Source organism: Acinetobacter sp. DL27, assembly GCF_055810995.1.
The window spans coordinates 630,665-647,687 of the sequence record NZ_CM147947.1; the positions used below are offsets into that span (position 1 = coordinate 630,665).

Annotated in this window: 15 protein-coding genes, 5 tRNA genes and 3 rRNA genes; 11 read left to right on the forward strand and 12 right to left on the reverse strand. The window is 42.3% G+C overall.

Annotated elements, in window-relative coordinates:
- Positions 1-38: 38 nt before the first annotated feature.
- From AC0KVP_RS03050 to AC0KVP_RS03060, 3 genes are all read left to right on the forward strand, one after another.
- Positions 39-115 (forward strand) — tRNA-Arg (locus AC0KVP_RS03050).
- A gap of 35 nt (positions 116-150) precedes the next feature.
- Positions 151-226 (forward strand) — tRNA-His (locus tag AC0KVP_RS03055).
- 18 nt (positions 227-244) lie between these two features.
- A tRNA-Pro gene (locus tag AC0KVP_RS03060) sits at positions 245-321 on the forward strand.
- Between the two features lie 122 nt (positions 322-443).
- Here the strand turns inward: AC0KVP_RS03060 and yfiB are convergent.
- Genes yfiB through yfiR form a run of 3 tightly spaced genes read right to left on the reverse strand, consistent with a single transcriptional unit; the run spans position 444 to position 2,660 of the window.
- Positions 444-923, reverse strand: a complete 480-nt coding sequence (gene yfiB / locus AC0KVP_RS03065; RefSeq protein ID WP_168159424.1) for an outer membrane lipoprotein YfiB — start codon at positions 921-923, stop codon at positions 444-446.
- Complete coding sequence (gene dgcN, locus AC0KVP_RS03070; RefSeq protein WP_473338906.1) at positions 917-2,155, reverse strand: diguanylate cyclase DgcN/YfiN; 1,239 nt, start codon at positions 2,153-2,155, stop codon at positions 917-919. Before dgcN ends, yfiB begins: the two co-directional genes overlap by 7 nt.
- A 4-nt stretch (positions 2,156-2,159) precedes the next feature.
- Positions 2,160-2,660, reverse strand: coding sequence for a regulatory sequestration protein YfiR (gene yfiR / locus AC0KVP_RS03075; RefSeq protein ID WP_473338909.1), 501 nt, complete (start codon positions 2,658-2,660; stop codon positions 2,160-2,162).
- Between the two features lie 506 nt (positions 2,661-3,166).
- Between yfiR and AC0KVP_RS03080 the strand changes: the two genes are divergently transcribed.
- The 5 genes from AC0KVP_RS03080 (at position 3,167) to rrf (ending at position 8,512) form a co-directional block, all read left to right on the forward strand.
- Positions 3,167-4,704: ribosomal RNA gene (locus tag AC0KVP_RS03080) — 16S ribosomal RNA — on the forward strand.
- A gap of 61 nt (positions 4,705-4,765) precedes the next feature.
- Positions 4,766-4,842: transfer RNA gene (locus AC0KVP_RS03085), tRNA-Ile, on the forward strand.
- Between the two features lie 68 nt (positions 4,843-4,910).
- Positions 4,911-4,986 (forward strand) — tRNA-Ala (locus AC0KVP_RS03090).
- A gap of 338 nt (positions 4,987-5,324) precedes the next feature.
- Positions 5,325-8,218: ribosomal RNA gene (locus AC0KVP_RS03095) — 23S ribosomal RNA — on the forward strand.
- A gap of 179 nt (positions 8,219-8,397) precedes the next feature.
- A 5S ribosomal RNA gene (rrf, locus tag AC0KVP_RS03100) occupies positions 8,398-8,512 on the forward strand.
- Together the 16S, 23S and 5S rRNA genes with 2 tRNA genes alongside form the textbook arrangement of a ribosomal RNA operon.
- 257 nt (positions 8,513-8,769) lie before the next feature.
- On the opposite strand, the gene AC0KVP_RS03105 is transcribed toward rrf, so the two are convergent.
- The 7 genes from AC0KVP_RS03105 to AC0KVP_RS03135 form a co-directional block, all read right to left on the reverse strand.
- Positions 8,770-9,177: a roadblock/LC7 domain-containing protein gene (locus AC0KVP_RS03105; protein ID WP_419276938.1), complete on the reverse strand. Its 408-nt coding sequence runs from the start codon at positions 9,175-9,177 to the stop codon at positions 8,770-8,772.
- Positions 9,178-9,195: 18 nt separating this feature from the next.
- Entirely contained in the window at positions 9,196-9,744 is a 549-nt protein-coding gene (locus AC0KVP_RS03110) for a GTP-binding protein (RefSeq protein WP_004695077.1), read from the reverse strand.
- 9 nt (positions 9,745-9,753) lie between these two features.
- On the reverse strand, positions 9,754-10,719 hold the full coding sequence (locus AC0KVP_RS03115) for a hypothetical protein (protein ID WP_473338912.1): 966 nt from the start codon (positions 10,717-10,719) through the stop codon (positions 9,754-9,756).
- A gap of 82 nt (positions 10,720-10,801) precedes the next feature.
- Entirely contained in the window at positions 10,802-11,161 is a 360-nt protein-coding gene (locus AC0KVP_RS03120; RefSeq protein WP_004695079.1) for a hypothetical protein, read from the reverse strand.
- Between the two features lie 396 nt (positions 11,162-11,557).
- Positions 11,558-12,217, reverse strand: a complete 660-nt coding sequence (locus AC0KVP_RS03125) for a hypothetical protein (protein WP_473338914.1) — start codon at positions 12,215-12,217, stop codon at positions 11,558-11,560.
- 17 nt (positions 12,218-12,234) lie between these two features.
- Positions 12,235-12,666 carry a ClpXP protease specificity-enhancing factor gene (locus AC0KVP_RS03130; protein WP_005400226.1) on the reverse strand — a complete coding sequence of 144 codons (432 nt, stop codon included), beginning with the start codon at positions 12,664-12,666 and terminating at the stop codon, positions 12,235-12,237.
- 8 nt (positions 12,667-12,674) lie between these two features.
- Entirely contained in the window at positions 12,675-13,328 is a 654-nt protein-coding gene (locus AC0KVP_RS03135; RefSeq protein WP_004695093.1) for a glutathione S-transferase N-terminal domain-containing protein, read from the reverse strand.
- 171 nt (positions 13,329-13,499) lie between these two features.
- Here AC0KVP_RS03135 and AC0KVP_RS03140 point away from each other — a divergent pair, with 171 nt between their 5' ends.
- Complete coding sequence (locus tag AC0KVP_RS03140) at positions 13,500-13,763, forward strand: hypothetical protein (RefSeq protein ID WP_473338917.1); 264 nt, start codon at positions 13,500-13,502, stop codon at positions 13,761-13,763.
- Positions 13,764-13,889: 126 nt separating this feature from the next.
- On the opposite strand, the gene rpsI is transcribed toward AC0KVP_RS03140, so the two are convergent.
- Together rpsI and rplM are read right to left on the reverse strand one after the other, a co-directional pair.
- Positions 13,890-14,276, reverse strand: coding sequence for a 30S ribosomal protein S9 (rpsI, locus tag AC0KVP_RS03145; protein ID WP_004695095.1), 387 nt, complete (start codon positions 14,274-14,276; stop codon positions 13,890-13,892).
- 12 nt (positions 14,277-14,288) lie between these two features.
- The gene (rplM, locus tag AC0KVP_RS03150) at positions 14,289-14,717 is read right to left on the reverse strand and encodes a 50S ribosomal protein L13 (RefSeq protein WP_004695096.1); all 429 of its coding nucleotides are present in this window, start codon (positions 14,715-14,717) and stop codon (positions 14,289-14,291) included.
- Positions 14,718-15,209: 492 nt separating this feature from the next.
- On the opposite strand from rplM, the gene pdxA reads away from it, so the two are divergent.
- Positions 15,210-16,178, forward strand: coding sequence for a 4-hydroxythreonine-4-phosphate dehydrogenase PdxA (pdxA, locus tag AC0KVP_RS03155; protein ID WP_473338919.1), 969 nt, complete (start codon positions 15,210-15,212; stop codon positions 16,176-16,178).
- 32 nt (positions 16,179-16,210) lie between these two features.
- Entirely contained in the window at positions 16,211-17,023 is an 813-nt protein-coding gene (gene rsmA / locus AC0KVP_RS03160; RefSeq protein ID WP_004695098.1) for a 16S rRNA (adenine(1518)-N(6)/adenine(1519)-N(6))-dimethyltransferase RsmA, read from the forward strand.

Genomic DNA, 17,023 nt, shown 5'->3' on the forward strand with positions numbered 1-17,023 from the left:
AGGCAAGGTTATCCATAATACCTCGTATTATTGGTCATGCGCCTGTAGCTCAGTTGGATAGAGCATCCGCCTTCTAAGCGGATGGTCACAGGTTCGAATCCTGTCAGGCGCGCCATTAGGTAGCTTGGTATTAAGAACCGACACGTTATGGTGGATGTAGCTCAGTTGGTAGAGCCCTGGATTGTGATTCCAGTTGTCGCGGGTTCGAATCCCGTCATTCACCCCAACTTTAAAAAGTTGAAATCGGAGCATAGCACAGCCTGGTAGTGCACCTGGTTTGGGACCAGGGGGTCGTAGGTTCGAATCCTACTGCTCCGACCATTTATTAAAATGGTCGAGATAAAGATACCGCGTTAAGCGGTTTTTTTATGCCTGCAATTTAGTGCAATAGATAAAAAAGCCTTCATGTCGAAGGCTCAAGATAAAACATAAAACAGAAATATTTATGGAATAATAATAATATTCACGCGACGATTCAGCGCTCGATTTTCCTCGCTGCTATTTTCTACCAGAGGTTGTGATGCACCGCGACCCATGCTCTGAATATTTTGAGTTTTAAACCCTGTTTCGATAAAAATCTGGCTAACTGTTGATGCGCGTTTCTCCGAAAGTGTTTGGTTGTAGCTTGGGTCACCAATATTGTCTGTATGTCCAACCACTTTAATTTTATTCAAATTATACTGCTGCAACTGTTTAGAAAGTGCTTCGAGTGCAGGTTTTTGAGTGGCTTGAATATCAGATTGGTCAAAACCAAACAATAATTTTTCAGGCAGTCTCAGTGTCCAGCCTTCTTCAGTCAGGGTAAAGCCTTGTTTTTTCAGCATGCGCGCTTGTTTATAGTTGAGATGACCTAAACTAAGGCAGCCAGATAAAGCAGTGATAAGACCTGCGATAAGCATAAATTTACAAAGATGTTTTAACATGAGGATTCCTGATCAGGATTTAGGCAAGGTGTGATGTACCACCCTTGAGCTAAGTTTTTGGCTTTATACATGGCATTGTCTGCTTCAGCAATCAAATCTTCAGGTGTTGTTGCACATTTTGAGAAAGCAACGCCAATACTGAAACTAAAATGAATCTGATGTTGATCAAAAGATAACGGGGCTTTACTGCATTCGATTAAATGCTCACAAATCAGTTCTAAATGATCATAGTGTTTGATATTACGAAGCAGAATTGCAAATTCATCACCACCTAAGCGCGCAACCACATCGTGGCTTCTGACATTCTTTTTCAAACGTTGGGCCATTTCTTTGAGGACGGCATCACCTGCTAAGTGCCCATAAACATCATTAATGTTTTTAAAGTTATTGTTGTCAATAAAAAAGAGAGCGGTCTGGTTTTTCTCAGGGTGCTCAAATTGATTGAACAAAATATTGTAAAAATAATGACGATTCGGGAGTTCAGTTAACTGATCATGCAATGCTTGATGTGATAATTGAGAGTTTTCGCTTTGTAGCTTTTCATTGGTACGCTGCACCTTATCTAATAAATTATTAAATGCACCACTGATGACGCGAAACTCATAAATGGGGGATGATGGAAGACGTGCTTGATATTGAGTATCAAGATTAAGGCTTTCAACGGTATTGACCATGGGTTGAATCGAGTGCATCAGTTTTTGATAGGTTGAATGTACCAACCATAACATAATCAACAGGATGACAAAAATCCCAGCGGAGAGACAAATCAAGAGCTGAAAGAAAAAGCTCATGAGTTGAGTGGCACTACCGTAAATGATCAATGTCCCATACTGGTTATTTTGATGTTTGATGGTGCGTGTCACGGGGTGTTTAAAGAAGACCTTATCAAACAGATTTTCCATCCATGCAAACTCAGGTGTAGGTTTGTATGCCTCGGCCAGTGGTTTTCCTTGTAGATTGATGACTTGAATGGCGCGAATGGGATATTGCTGAATATGATTGTTCAGCGTTTGCTGTAGCGTAATACGATCATTGAAAATGACAGCAGGTTGAATTTGCTCACTTAAGGTTGCGCTAAAAATATTAAGGCTTTGTTTGGCATAGGTATTCATGGTGTAGATGGAAATCACCACGAAAATTAAACTACAAATTCCAAGAGTAAGAGCAAAAATCAGCAATTGAGACTGACTAAAAATTTTTTGTAGAGAAGTATTAGAGCTTTTACGAAACATTGACTTAAGGCTCCGTAGACTTTGCTAATAATAAAACACGTGGATCTACACGCGCTTGGGACTGGGACAGGCTGGCCAAGTTTACCTTAAAAGAAGTTCGCGTTTTATTTTGATATAAGCAAAATGCGCTACCTAATTCGCATTCAGTATTGTTAGAGCTAAAAGTCAGTGGAGCATCTTTTAGGTTATTTATAATATTTTGCTCTTCACGTGGTGTGTAGGTTGAGAAAAAAACAGCATTGCACATAACCTTATTTAATTCAGACAAACTGACCGCTTGAATTTGATACGCACTCTTGAGTTGCTGATTCACTTGAATGAACTGATTGGATAATTGGTTATTATTTAAAATGCATAAAGAAATAGGATTGGGTGTATTCCAACGCACATAGCTCAAAATCGTCAATGTGGTTGCGGGGAGATTTAGTTGCGGCTGTGCCTGTGCCTGAGAAATCATTAAACAGGACAAGAGAGTTAAATAAATTTTGTATTTAGAAGCTGTCATTATTCATTTTGCTTGGCAGCGAAAGTGAGCTTATTTTAACGAAAAATAAACAGTGATGGTTAAAATTGCTTTAATAATCGACAAAAATCACATTTTTGACCAAAAAATATGCGCTTGAAATAAAATAATAGAAAAAGGTGTTGCAAGGGATTAGAAATACTGTAGAATGCACATCCATCGGCGGTGATGTTGATTAAAACTTGTTGAGAAACAAGGATTTAGCCCAAGCGGTAGAATCTGGAAGTCTTGAATAGGTTTAAAAATAATTAACAAAACCAGTTGACTTCTTCTTGAAAGAGAGTAGTATAGCCGACCTAGCTTGCTGATGACGAATCAGTGAGAAGATCATTAAGAGATTATGAAGAACAACTTGTGTGGATTTTTACTGATTGATCGATCGAAAATATTTCATTGATTGATGGTAAAAATTACTCGAAGTTTATTTGAGAAATATTTGTCAGAAAATTGATGAGCCAAGATTTGTAGCCATAAGCTACTAATGATTTTAACTGAAGAGTTTGATCATGGCTCAGATTGAACGCTGGCGGCAGGCTTAACACATGCAAGTCGAGCGGGGAAGGGTAGCTTGCTACCTGACCTAGCGGCGGACGGGTGAGTAATGCTTAGGAATCTGCCTATTAGTGGGGGACAACATTCCGAAAGGAATGCTAATACCGCATACGCCCTACGGGGGAAAGCAGGGGATCTTCGGACCTTGCGCTAATAGATGAGCCTAAGTCAGATTAGCTAGTTGGTGGGGTAAAGGCCTACCAAGGCGACGATCTGTAGCGGGTCTGAGAGGATGATCCGCCACACTGGGACTGAGACACGGCCCAGACTCCTACGGGAGGCAGCAGTGGGGAATATTGGACAATGGGCGCAAGCCTGATCCAGCCATGCCGCGTGTGTGAAGAAGGCCTTTTGGTTGTAAAGCACTTTAAGCGAGGAGGAGGCTACTGAGATTAATACTCTTGGATAGTGGACGTTACTCGCAGAATAAGCACCGGCTAACTCTGTGCCAGCAGCCGCGGTAATACAGAGGGTGCGAGCGTTAATCGGATTTACTGGGCGTAAAGCGTGCGTAGGCGGCTTTTTAAGTCGGATGTGAAATCCCTGAGCTTAACTTAGGAATTGCATTCGATACTGGGAAGCTAGAGTATGGGAGAGGATGGTAGAATTCCAGGTGTAGCGGTGAAATGCGTAGAGATCTGGAGGAATACCGATGGCGAAGGCAGCCATCTGGCCTAATACTGACGCTGAGGTACGAAAGCATGGGGAGCAAACAGGATTAGATACCCTGGTAGTCCATGCCGTAAACGATGTCTACTAGCCGTTGGGGCCTTTGAGGCTTTAGTGGCGCAGCTAACGCGATAAGTAGACCGCCTGGGGAGTACGGTCGCAAGACTAAAACTCAAATGAATTGACGGGGGCCCGCACAAGCGGTGGAGCATGTGGTTTAATTCGATGCAACGCGAAGAACCTTACCTGGTCTTGACATAGTAAGAACTTTCCAGAGATGGATTGGTGCCTTCGGGAACTTACATACAGGTGCTGCATGGCTGTCGTCAGCTCGTGTCGTGAGATGTTGGGTTAAGTCCCGCAACGAGCGCAACCCTTTTCCTTATTTGCCAGCGGGTTAAGCCGGGAACTTTAAGGATACTGCCAGTGACAAACTGGAGGAAGGCGGGGACGACGTCAAGTCATCATGGCCCTTACGACCAGGGCTACACACGTGCTACAATGGTCGGTACAAAGGGTTGCTACCTAGCGATAGGATGCTAATCTCAAAAAGCCGATCGTAGTCCGGATTGGAGTCTGCAACTCGACTCCATGAAGTCGGAATCGCTAGTAATCGCGGATCAGAATGCCGCGGTGAATACGTTCCCGGGCCTTGTACACACCGCCCGTCACACCATGGGAATTTGTTGCACCAGAAGTAGGTAGTCTAACCGCAAGGAGGACGCTTACCACGGTGTGGCCGATGACTGGGGTGAAGTCGTAACAAGGTAGCCGTAGGGGAACCTGCGGCTGGATCACCTCCTTAACGAAAGATTGACGATTGGTAAGAATCCACAACAAGTTGTTCTTCATGACGATGTATCTGAGGGTCTGTAGCTCAGTTGGTTAGAGCACACGCTTGATAAGCGTGGGGTCACAAGTTCAAGTCTTGTCAGACCCACCAAATCTGACTAACAAGCATTGTTCAATGCTGAATACAGAAAAACAGAGACATTGACTTATTGATAAGCTGGGGACTTAGCTTAGTTGGTAGAGCGCCTGCTTTGCACGCAGGAGGTCAGGAGTTCGACTCTCCTAGTCTCCACCATAGATTATAGAATTTAGTAAGTTAAAGCTTATTAACTTCTGTGATTTATCACAGTTTCCTGACCTGACGAAGGCTGGAAAAATCATTAACAGAATATATTTGAGTTGAAATAATTTGTTCATACTCGTTTTTAAGATCGACATTAACAGTGATTTATTACTGGATGATGAAGATTAAAGAAATGAGTTACTAGCGAAATTAACTGAATCAAGCGTTTTGGTATGTGAATTGAATTGAAGCTGTACAGTGTTTAAGTACACAGAACAACAAACTGTATGATCGAGCAATCGATCTGTCCTAGTACTACTTGTAGGTGCTACGACTGTTTGGGGTTGTATAGTCAAGTAATTAAGTGCATGTGGTGGATGCCTTGGCAGTCAGAGGCGATGAAAGACGTAATAGCCTGCGATAAGCTCCGGGGAGGCGGCAAATATCCTGTGATCCGGAGATTTCTGAATGGGGAAACCCACCTGTCATAAGGCAGGTATCGTATGATGAATACATAGTCATACGAGGCGAACGAGGGGAAGTGAAACATCTCAGTACCCTTAGGAAAAGAAATCAATTGAGATTCCCTCAGTAGCGGCGAGCGAACGGGGAAAAGCCCATTAAGTCATATAAGTTCTAGTGGAATGCTCTGGGAAGTGCAACCATAGTGGGTGATAGTCCTGTACACGAAAGGGCTTATATGATGATGTCGAGTAGGGCGGGGCACGTGAAACCTTGTCTGAATATGGGGGGACCATCCTCCAAGGCTAAATACTCCTGACTGACCGATAGTGAACCAGTACCGTGAGGGAAAGGCGAAAAGAACCCCTGTGAGGGGAGTGAAATAGATCCTGAAACCGCATGCATACAAGCAGTGGGAGCCGACTTGTTCGGTGACTGCGTACCTTTTGTATAATGGGTCAGCGACTTACATTCAGTAGCGAGGTTAACCGCATAGGGGAGCCGTAGAGAAATCGAGTCTTAATAGGGCGTTTAGTTGCTGGGTGTAGACCCGAAACCGGGTGATCTATCCATGAGCAGGTTGAAGGTTGGGTAACACTAACTGGAGGACCGAACCCACTGTCGTTGAAAAGCCAGGGGATGACTTGTGGATAGGGGTGAAAGGCTAATCAAACTCGGTGATAGCTGGTTCTCCCCGAAAGCTATTTAGGTAGCGCCTCGGACGAATACCATTGGGGGTAGAGCACTGTTTCGGCTAGGGGGTCATCCCGACTTACCAAACCGATGCAAACTCCGAATACCAATGAGTACTATCCGGGAGACAGACTGCGGGTGCTAACGTCCGTAGTCAAGAGGAAAACAATCCAGACCGCCAGCTAAGGCCCCAAAATTATAGTTAAGTGGGAAACGATGTGGGAAGGCATAGACAGCTAGGAGGTTGGCTTAGAAGCAGCCACCCTTTAAAGAAAGCGTAATAGCTCACTAGTCGAGTCGGCCTGCGCGGAAGATGTAACGGGGCTAAAACTATATGCCGAAGCTGCGGATTTGCAATTTATTGCAAGTGGTAGGGGAGCGTTCTGTAAGCCGATGAAGGTGTATTGAGAAGTATGCTGGAGGTATCAGAAGTGCGAATGCTGACGTGAGTAACGACAATGCGAGTGAAAAACTCGCACGCTGAAAGACCAAGGGTTCCAGTCCAACGTTAATCGGGGCTGGGTGAGTCGACCCCTAAGGCGAGGCCGAGAGGCGTAGTCGATGGGAAATTGGTTAATATTCCAATACTTCTATGTAATGCGATGAGAGGACGGAGAAGGTTAAGTCAGCCTGGCGTTGGTTGTCCAGGTGGAAGGTTGTAGGCATGTATCTTAGGCAAATCCGGGGTACTCTATGCTGAGAACTGATAGCAAGCTGTACTTGTACAGTGAAGTGGCTGATACCATGCTTCCAGGAAAAGTCTCTAAGCTTCAGTTACATAGGAATCGTACCCGAAACCGACACAGGTGGTCAGGTCGAGTAGACCAAAGCGCTTGAGAGAACTCTGCTGAAGGAACTAGGCAAAATGGTACCGTAACTTCGGGAGAAGGTACGCTGCCGACGGTGATAGGATTTACTCCTTGAGCTATTGGCAGCCACAGAAACCAGGCCCCTGCAACTGTTTATTAAAAACATAGCACTCTGCAAACACGAAAGTGGACGTATAGGGTGTGATGCCTGCCCGGTGCTGGAAGGTTAATTGATGGGGTTAGCGTAAGCGAAGCTCTTGATCGAAGCCCCAGTAAACGGCGGCCGTAACTATAACGGTCCTAAGGTAGCGAAATTCCTTGTCGGGTAAGTTCCGACCTGCACGAATGGCATAATGATGGGGGCGCTGTCTCCAGCAGAGACTCAGTGAAATCGAATTCGCCGTGAAGATGCGGTGTACCCGCGGCTAGACGGAAAGACCCCGTGAACCTTTACTGCAGCTTGACATTGAACTTTGATCTTACTTGTGTAGGATAGGTGGGAGGCTTTGAAACCGAGACGCTAGTTTCGGTGGAGCCAATCTTGAAATACCACCCTGGTAATATTGAGGTTCTAACTCTGTCCCGTTATCCGGGACGAGGACCATGTCTGGTGGGTAGTTTGACTGGGGCGGTCTCCTCCTAAAGAGTAACGGAGGAGTACGAAGGTGCGCTCAGCGTGGTCGGAAATCACGCGTAGAGTATAAAGGCAAAAGCGCGCTTAACTGCGAGACCCACAAGTCGAGCAGGTACGAAAGTAGGTCTTAGTGATCCGGTGGTTCTGTATGGAAGGGCCATCGCTCAACGGATAAAAGGTACTCTGGGGATAACAGGCTGATACCGCCCAAGAGTTCATATCGACGGCGGTGTTTGGCACCTCGATGTCGGCTCATCTCATCCTGGGGCTGAAGCAGGTCCCAAGGGTATGGCTGTTCGCCATTTAAAGAGGTACGCGAGCTGGGTTTAGAACGTCGTGAGACAGTTCGGTCCCTATCTACCGTGGGCGTTGGAAATTTGAGAGGATCTGCTCCTAGTACGAGAGGACCAGAGTGGACGAACCTCTGGTGTACCGGTTGTGACGCCAGTCGCATCGCCGGGTAGCTATGTTCGGAAGGGATAACCGCTGAAAGCATCTAAGCGGGAAGCCTACCTCAAGATAAGATTTCCCTAGGACTTTATGTCCTCTAAAGAGCCGTTGAAGACTACGACGTTGATAGGTTGGATGTGGAAGCATAGTGATATGTGAAGCTGACCAATACTAATTGCTCGTGAGGCTTGACTATACAACACCCAAACAGTTGGTGTTGTGGTTCAAATCACTGCAAACAACTTGATTTAGTTATAAAGCTAAGTACAATGTGCAAATTAAATTAACTCAGATATTCTGTTAATAACTCATTTGATGAAAGTTAGGCATACACAATGTGTAAATAAGACCAAACGAATAGTCATAAACAGTTGTGCTGGCGACAATAGCAAGAGTGAACCACCTGATCCCTTCCCGAACTCAGAAGTGAAACCTCTTAGCGCTGATGGTAGTGTGGAGTTATCCATGTGAGAGTAAGTCATCGCCAGCTCATTAATTCAAATCCCCCTCCGCTTAATGCAGAGGGGGATTTTTTTATGCAAGGAAGATTGAAAATATAAATAGAGAAAGAAAAGAATTAGAGCAGAGAATACGCTGCTAAATTATACAAGCATACATTTATATAAATTAAAATTAAAGGTTAAATAATAGGGGAATATAGAAGAAACGGCTAAAACATAGCCGTTAATATTTAATAGGCTTCATTCTGAATAAAAATTAAATTTGTTTATATTTTTATTAGAGATATCAGTATTGCATAATTTTGTTGCTTGCATTTTTTAGGGTATAGAGTAGCTGCCCTAAGAGTACATCTTTTTCAGTCAAGGTTACGATAATCATTGGATGATTTGAAGAAGGGATCGAGGTTAAAATGGCTTTACCATTGTCCGCATCTAAAGTAATTGATTGACAACCTTCGAGATGAATTTCATTCATAAAGGCTGCAACCATAGCTAAAATCGAGCTGCTAACTGCTGCAAGTTTAGTGCTGTTATACCCATCTCTTTTATAGACATGAGCTAACTCGAAACCATCTGTGCTACACAGCATGACATAATTGACACTGCGGACATTCATGAGAACATCTTGAATCTCACTCTTTGCAAAATCAATTAACTCTTTTGGTGCTGTGCGGCTTTGCGCTAAAGTAAACATATAGAACCTCGTTAAGGGTTAATTGGCAATATTTGAGTTGATCTCAATGGAGGTAATGAGCGCTTCTAATAATAACAAAACGTCATCTTTCTTCCTTGCATCGATAAAGAAGAGTGGAGAAAAGAGATCATTTTGTAATAACCAGTCTTTATAGATAGTGGTTGATTTGGTTGACTCAGAAAGAAGATCGGTATGTGTAATGCCGATTGCAATATTGTCGGTAAAGTTTTGGAAGGTTTCCAGATAGCTTTCTAATTCTTGAATAGGGTTGTCTGAATGATGGTCAATCAAAATCACCGCACCAATAGCACCTTTAGTAATGGCAGACCAAATAAAGTCGAAGCGGCTTTGCCCAGGTGTACCATATAGCCCAATGGTCAGGTTTTCATCAAGCGTGATTTCACCATAATCAATACCAACGGTGGTTTCTAATTTGGTATGACGCTGTGCGTCTGTATTGAAAGCCTCCGTTTGCAGTACGGGAATCTCTGAGAGTGATCGAATCGCCTCCGTTTTACCCGCACCCATACCACCAGCAAAAACAATTTTAAAGCGCTGTAAAATCATATTATTATCCTATATGCCTAGTTTTTTTCTTAGTTTTCCAAAAAAGCTTTTAATTAATCCTGCTTCTTCTGTAACTTGAGGCATTTCTGGTGGGTTAAAGTGTTTATCCCAAATATTGATTTTTGAGAGATTATGGGTCGCAATATTGGCTGCAATAAAGCGCTGCACAGTTTCAATGGGGAGGTTCAATTGCGTCGCAATTTTTGAAACTTTACCACCTTGAATAAAGCAGCTGGAAAGTTGAAAAATGGTTTTCCTGTCCATATTGCTTGCTGGCTTAGGCCACATATGGATTTTAAAATGTCCATCTTCAGGCGCAATTTCTTTCAAAAATATGGGTGAATCCCAAAAAAATTGCCATAACCAATCGCTAAGTATATGAGGGTGCTTACGTGAGACTTTCATGAAGTTACTGGTGCTGGCAATGTCATAATCAAAACCAGAATCTGTAAAGGCTTGTTCTCGCTCTGTATTGAGCCAAGCGATATTTTTCTGAATATCAATGATGGCAATGGTACCCAAAGTATCAAAAAGATGTAGCTTTGAGTTGCGTTCGCTATCCAGCATTTTACTGAAATATTCTAATTTGTACGGTGTTTTTTTATTCTGAGTTTCGATAGGAAGGATTTGTTTGTTGTCAAAAGAGGGGTGTAGTAGATGTTGAATAATCCAATTCGAGAAGCTTTCAAGATGTGTAATTGGTAAAGAAAGTATGTTTTCGTGGAGTCGATTTTCGTTATGGGTTTGCTTAGAAATTTTTAGCCATGGGAACTGACGACTTCGAATGATCTTTTGGATCCCTTCGGTTTCATAAAAACTTTCATGGATAAATAAACAATCAATCGTTGGGTCAGCAGCGGAGCTCCAGTTAATTTGATACTCTTGAGGAATGAGATTACGTAGCTGTGTTTTAAGTTCGTCAGAATGGTTCGAACTCAGGCCGGTAATCGCAATATTAATATATTGCTTATTCATAGTGTTTCTTTAATTTAATTAGGTTGAAGAGGACAACGCATACAACCCCTTTCCCAAAAGGATGAGAAAGGGGCAATTCAAATTAAGAAAAATCTAGGCCTTTTTCATACCCTTTGAGTTCATGGCGAGCCATGGCAAGGTTTGCTTTAGAGCGTTCAAGGACAAGATATAAGAAAATTTTGTCATTGCCTTCTAAAGGACGAATAAGGTGATACTGCTTACCTAGCGTAATTAGAATATCTTCAATTGAGTCATTTAAGTTCAATGCTTGTGCAACACGTCGTTTTGAGCGAACAACTTCAGTATTACCTGCCGCCGCGAGTTCTAAATCAATGCTTCCACCGCCTTGAGTTGCTAGGGCCAAACCACTTTCCCCATCGACCAATGCTGCTGCATAGAATCCATCGATATTTGCTAATGCTTCCAATGACACTTTAGCCATAGTTTTTCTCTTTAATTTTATGAGTTTTAAAATCCTTTTAACTTGTTGTTTCACAAGTTGATTTAATTATATGGACGGCGTGAAAAAATTATCAATATAAATAAATGTAACAAAAAAAAGATGAATAAATGTACGATTAATCCCGAGCCTTTTAGTCAGTTTTTGCTAGAGATTCTGTGATTGGGTTTGCGTATTTAAAAAAGGAGTGTGAGAAAGTTTGTTGTTATTTGTAAAAGTGTTTAATTTATTTGCCATTGTAACAAAATGTAACTTTTACCATTTAGACAAATAAAAGCAAAAAATAAATCGATTTTTTTGATTTTTAAAGATGAAATATATAATTATTTTTCATTGAAAAATAAAGGGATGCGCAAAATGAGTGCATCCCTTGGAGAATTAGACAAACATTTGACTTGCTGCGCAATAAAGTCCCCATAAAATGACGATAGCCACAGCAGGCTCAATCAGTTTTGCCCATGTTGGTGTTGGATTTTGCTCTGCTACCTGTACATGTAGCTGATCTGAGTGGTCTGTTGCGTGTTGATTTACCATTTGATTAAACTCCTTCATCGTCTCTTCTAATGATAGCTCTTCTTCAGGCTTTGGTTTAGAGCCAATCAGCTCTGTTAGCTCACTTGTTGTCCAAACCCAGTCATCAGCCAGACCTGAGAGGTGCTCAATTTGACCGACAAGCAGCTCACGAATTCCATGTTCACCAAAGTTCCCTGTGACATCAAGTTGTTTGAGTTCAGCAAACTGGAGACTCAACATGGTGGTTAGGCTATGCTCTAAGTCTGCCTTCGCTAACTGTGATTCATTTTGCGGAGACGTGGTGAGATGCCTTGCAAGTTCTTGAATATAGAGATGATCTTGAGTTTGAATCTCTTGATAGAGCTTGGTGCCATCTTGACGCATCAAAGTGATGAGTTTTCCAAGGGAGAGGGTGTTGGCCTCAGAAAGATATTGAAGTCGCTCCTCATCTGAATATTGACTCAGAAGCTCAGGCTTTTGAATTTTAATCTGCTCTGCAAAATATTGTACTAAATCAAAAGCCATATAATTACTCCATTTTATTAATCTAATAACCTTAAACTTGGTTTTTTCTTAGCGGGTTCAGTTTTTTCTTCATTGTCTGATTTTAAAGCATTTTGCTCACTTTGGGTATGATTGTCATACTCACTTGGATCGAAGAACAGGCCTTGTCCATTTTCACGGGCATAAATGCCTATCACAGCATTAAGTGGGACATAAATATCACGAGATACGCCACCAAAACGTGCAGAGAAGGTAATCGCATCGTTGCTCATATGTAGCGCATGTACTGCATGAGGGACGATGTTTAAGACAATTTGGCCATCTTGAATAAACTGTTCAGGAACGAGAGTATTGGGCTGGGTTGCATCGACCAATAAATGCGGTGTCAATTGGTTATCACAAATCCATTCATAAATGGCGCGAGCTAAATATGGACGAGTCGGCGTAAGGTTTAATTCTTGATCAGACATAATGTTCTCTACGGCTGTTTAAATTCAGATTGATAATGGTTTTTCTCCTGCAAAGTTAAAGACTTTAAAAATGCAGGACGACTAAAAATACGTTGACAATATAAATAGATTGGGCGGCATTGCTGTTTGGGTAAATGCACGCCCATGCTGTTTAAGCGTAGAAAGATAGGAGCAAGCATGCAATCTAAAATACTAAAGCTTTCCGACATGAAATAGGGGAAATGTTGGAACAATGGTGTTAGGGAAATGAGTGTGTCTTTCAGTTTTTTTTGTGCTTTCAGCTTTGCTTGTTCATCAAGTGTATCTGGATGGCGCAGCATCATATCAGCAAGCTTTAACCAATCTTGTTCAAAGCGCCAAATATACTGACGCTGTTCCGCACGAGGCATAGGGGCGTCGGCATAGAGCTTGTTTTGACGATAACGATCGTCTAAATACTCAGAGATGATATTGGCATTAAATAGTTTTAAATCATTTTCAATCAACATCGGCAGCTGATTATAAGGGTTTAAGCTGGCGAGATCTTCATCATCAGCATCACTTAAAACCAAATGGTATTTGATTTGCTTCTCTGCAAGTACATAACGAATCCAATGGGAGCGAAAATCATCTGCATGGCTATACAGCGTAATTCCTTGAAGCGGAGTAGTTTCGACAGACATATTTCAAGAAACTAGGTGAAGTGAATCGGTTAGAATACTAAAAATAGCCAATAAAATCATCTTAACTTTAATATGCTTATACAATCGAACAACTTGGAATAAATGAAAAATAAGGATAGAACCATGCAGCTTAGGCTCAGAATCACCCAATCGGTCGCAGTTATTATATTAATGACTTCCATCTCAAGTAGTTATGCTCAAAATCAAGATGTAGCGCAGCAGACTGCTGAATATGCAGCTTGTATTGCCGATGAAGCCTGTGATGTCGCTACCTCTATCTCTGAGGATGATATGTATGGCGGCATTCAGCAAGAATATACAGTAAAAGGCTGTAAGGTCACTGTTTATAATGATGGGCCTGTGAAAATGGTCGATGAGAAAACCGACGAGCCGTGTAATGCACCACTTCCCAAAGATCATCAATTATCAAAATAAGCTGGAATATGCAACTAGAGGCATGTAGTAAGAATAGAGCAGGAAACTTAGACTTAAAACTTGAAAATGACGCATAAAAAAAGCCTTGGATAAACCAAGGCTTTTTTGTCCGATTCGGTAAACGAATTAACGTTTAGAGAATTGAGGACGTTTACGAGCTTTACGTAAACCAAGTTTCTTACGTTCAACTTCACGAGCATCACGAGTAACGAAACCAGCTTGACGAAGAGCAGGTTTAAGTGTTTCGTCAGAAGCGATCAACGCACGAGTAATACCGTGACGGATAGCGCCAGCTTGACCACCGATACCACCACCAGCAACAGTGATGTAAAGGTCATACTTTTCAGTAACTTCGAGAAGCTCTAAAGGTTGACGAACAACCATACGAGCAGTTTCACGACCGAAGTATTGCTCAAGAGTACGGTTGTTAATTACGAGCTTGCCTGTACCAGCTGACAAGAAAACACGTGCAGTTGCGGTCTTACGGCGACCTGTACCATAATTAGTAGCCATGTGCTGTATCCCTTAGATGTCCAAAACTTGTGGCTGTTGAGCAGCGTGTGGATGCTCTGTACCTGCATACACTTTCATTTTCTTGATCATTGCATAACCAAGAGGACCTTTTGGTAACATACCTTTAACAGCTTTTTCTAAAACTGCTTCAGGTTTGTGAGCGATTAACTTTTCAAAGTTAGTCTCACGGATACCACCAGGGAAGCCAGTGTGGCGATAGTATTTTTTATCAAGCGCTTTTTTACCAGTCACTTGAATTTCTTCAGCATTGATTACAACGATATAATCGCCAGTGTCAACGTGAGGAGTATAAGAAGTCTTGTGCTTACCACGTAGACGACGAGCGATTTCAGTCGCAAGGCGACCTAAAGTTTTGCCAGAAGCATCAACAACGTACCAGTCGTGTTGAACTTCAGCAGGCTTAGCGCTGAGAGTTTTCATTAAACCACTACCTATTATAGTTGGTTTGGACTATGGAATCTGTCCAAACAAAAGGAGACGCGATTCTAAACGAAGTTGCTCAGAATCACAAATGAAAATATAAAATTTCAAGAGCCGTATTTTAAGGTATTTCCCTACATAAAGGAAGAGATCAAAGTTTATTCTTTTTAAAAAACCACAAAAGAGTTCAAACTTTAAAAAAATGAGTAAACAGCGATATTGAACTTTATGACTTCACTGAATGAAATGCGGGATCATCACCATAGAAGTATTTTAAAATAACGGATAGTACAGGAGTTACGACTCGCAATTTCTTTGCTCATGTTTTATATGTTTGAGGCTTTATTTTTTCTTTGAAAGTCGATGGAATGTGAAAACAGGATAAGTGAGGATTTAAATATAAAAGAATAGGTTTAAGTTGAGTACGGTGAATGCGGAGATACTGGGTGAGACGTTGTATAATAGTCAAAACGCATTTAATTTGAGTTGATCATGCTGCCTTTATATGTCACCAGTGGTGAACCTGCTGGGATTGGTCCAGATATTTGTTTAAGCCTTGCCGCTCGTATAGATGAACGTCCGATCGTGGTCCTTGGTGATATGAATTTGCTGCGTACACGTGCAGCATGTTTGGGATTGGACATTGAACTGATTGAATATTCAAGGCAAGAAGCATCATCAACTCAGGGACAACTTTATGTTGAGCATGTGCCTTTAAGTGAAGCTGTTGTAATGGGTGAGCTCAATCCTCAAAATGCACCCTATGTCTTAGAACAGCTACGACGTTCGGCCGCTTATGCCATGTCCGGTAAAAGTGTAGGTGTTGCAACTGCACCTGTACAAAAGTCAGTTATCAATGATGCTGGGATTCACTTTAGTGGACATACCGAATATTACCAAGAGTTTGCTGGAGTTGAACGTGTGGTGATGATGCTTGCAACCAAGACCTTGCGTGTTGCGCTGGCTACTACACATTTGCCATTAAGAGCTGTACCCGATGCGATTACCAAAGAGCGACTGCATCAAGTCATTGATATTTTAATTCAAGACTTAAACAGCAAATTCAAAAAAGAGCATCCCCACATTTTAGTGTGTGGCCTAAATCCACATGCAGGGGAGGATGGTTATTTGGGCATGGAAGAAATTGAGGTGATTAACCCTGTGCTGGAAAGCTACCGTGCTCAAGGCATAAATATGAGCCTGAGCCTACCTGCCGACACCTTATTTACCCCAGAAAACTTAAAAGATGCCGATGCTGTTTTGGCGATGTATCACGATCAAGGCTTACCTGTGTTAAAATCGCAAGGGTTTGGTGAAGCCATTAATATTACTTTGGGCTTGCCGTTTATTCGTACCTCAGTCGATCATGGCACAGCTCTCTCCCTCGCAGGCACAGGTCTTGCGAAAAGCTCAAGCTTACAGGTCGCTGTTGATTTAGCGTTAGAATTAGCTCGTCACTAATGTTCAGTGATTAACTCACGTTGGAAAATTTTATGTATCAAATTAATGCCTTAAACCCTAAAGATGAAGGGCACCATACGCGGAAGCGTTTTGGGCAAAACTTCTTACATGACCAACGTGTGATTGCCAAGATTGTACGTTCAGTTGCACCACGTTCAGGTGATAACATTGTGGAAATTGGCCCTGGTTTGGCAGCCTTAACCTCTCCGTTGATTGGTGAGTGTGACGCACTTACGGTGGTCGAATTAGACCGTGATTTGGCAGCCGGTTTGCCAGGGCGTGTGCCACATCCTGAACGTTTAACCATTATTGAAACCGATGCACTGAAGTACGACTTCACTAATTTATTTGAAGATGGTCGTCCTTTACGTGTTGTGGGTAATTTGCCGTATAACATTTCGACGCCACTTTTGTTTCATCTCTTGGAGTTTGGTGACAAAGTTAAAGACATGCACTTTATGCTACAAAAAGAAGTGGTTGACCGTATTACGGCTTCTCCAAATAGCAAAGAATATGGTCGTTTGTCGGTGATGATTCAGTATTTTTGTAAACCTACGTTCTTGTTTGAAGTACCACCGGGTTCATTTAACCCGCCACCCAAAGTGACGTCTGCGGTGTTCCGTTTAGAGCCGTATGCGGTTAAGCCTATTGTGGCAAAAAATGAAAAAGCCTTGGCACGTTTGGTCTCGCATGTCTTTACTCAGCGTCGTAAAACTTTGCGTAATAGCTTAAAAGGCATGTTGGTTGAAGATGGTTTTGAACAAGCGGGTGTTGATCCGATGGCACGTCCAGAGACTTTAACACTGGCTCAATTTGTGGCATTAGCAGATCAAATGGTGGCTTAA

Bases quoted from the DNA above. Each gene is read 5' to 3' on its own strand.
- yfiB (WP_168159424.1), bottom strand. From the start codon at position 923: ATGTTAAAACATCTTTGTAAATTTATGCTTATCGCAGGTCTTATCACT.
- dgcN (WP_473338906.1), bottom strand. From the start codon at position 2,155: ATGTTTCGTAAAAGCTCTAATACTTCTCTACAAAAAATTTTTAGTCAG.
- yfiR (WP_473338909.1), bottom strand. From the start codon at position 2,660: ATGACAGCTTCTAAATACAAAATTTATTTAACTCTCTTGTCCTGTTTA.
- AC0KVP_RS03105 (WP_419276938.1), bottom strand. From the start codon at position 9,177: ATGTTTACTTTAGCGCAAAGCCGCACAGCACCAAAAGAGTTAATTGAT.
- AC0KVP_RS03110 (WP_004695077.1), bottom strand. From the start codon at position 9,744: ATGATTTTACAGCGCTTTAAAATTGTTTTTGCTGGTGGTATGGGTGCG.
- AC0KVP_RS03115 (WP_473338912.1), bottom strand. From the start codon at position 10,719: ATGAATAAGCAATATATTAATATTGCGATTACCGGCCTGAGTTCGAAC.
- AC0KVP_RS03120 (WP_004695079.1), bottom strand. From the start codon at position 11,161: ATGGCTAAAGTGTCATTGGAAGCATTAGCAAATATCGATGGATTCTAT.
- AC0KVP_RS03125 (WP_473338914.1), bottom strand. From the start codon at position 12,217: ATGGCTTTTGATTTAGTACAATATTTTGCAGAGCAGATTAAAATTCAA.
- AC0KVP_RS03130 (WP_005400226.1), bottom strand. From the start codon at position 12,666: ATGTCTGATCAAGAATTAAACCTTACGCCGACTCGTCCATATTTAGCT.
- AC0KVP_RS03135 (WP_004695093.1), bottom strand. From the start codon at position 13,328: ATGTCTGTCGAAACTACTCCGCTTCAAGGAATTACGCTGTATAGCCAT.
- AC0KVP_RS03140 (WP_473338917.1), top strand. From the start codon at position 13,500: ATGACTTCCATCTCAAGTAGTTATGCTCAAAATCAAGATGTAGCGCAG.
- rpsI (WP_004695095.1), bottom strand. From the start codon at position 14,276: ATGGCTACTAATTATGGTACAGGTCGCCGTAAGACCGCAACTGCACGT.
- rplM (WP_004695096.1), bottom strand. From the start codon at position 14,717: ATGAAAACTCTCAGCGCTAAGCCTGCTGAAGTTCAACACGACTGGTAC.
- pdxA (WP_473338919.1), top strand. From the start codon at position 15,210: ATGCTGCCTTTATATGTCACCAGTGGTGAACCTGCTGGGATTGGTCCA.
- rsmA (WP_004695098.1), top strand. From the start codon at position 16,211: ATGTATCAAATTAATGCCTTAAACCCTAAAGATGAAGGGCACCATACG.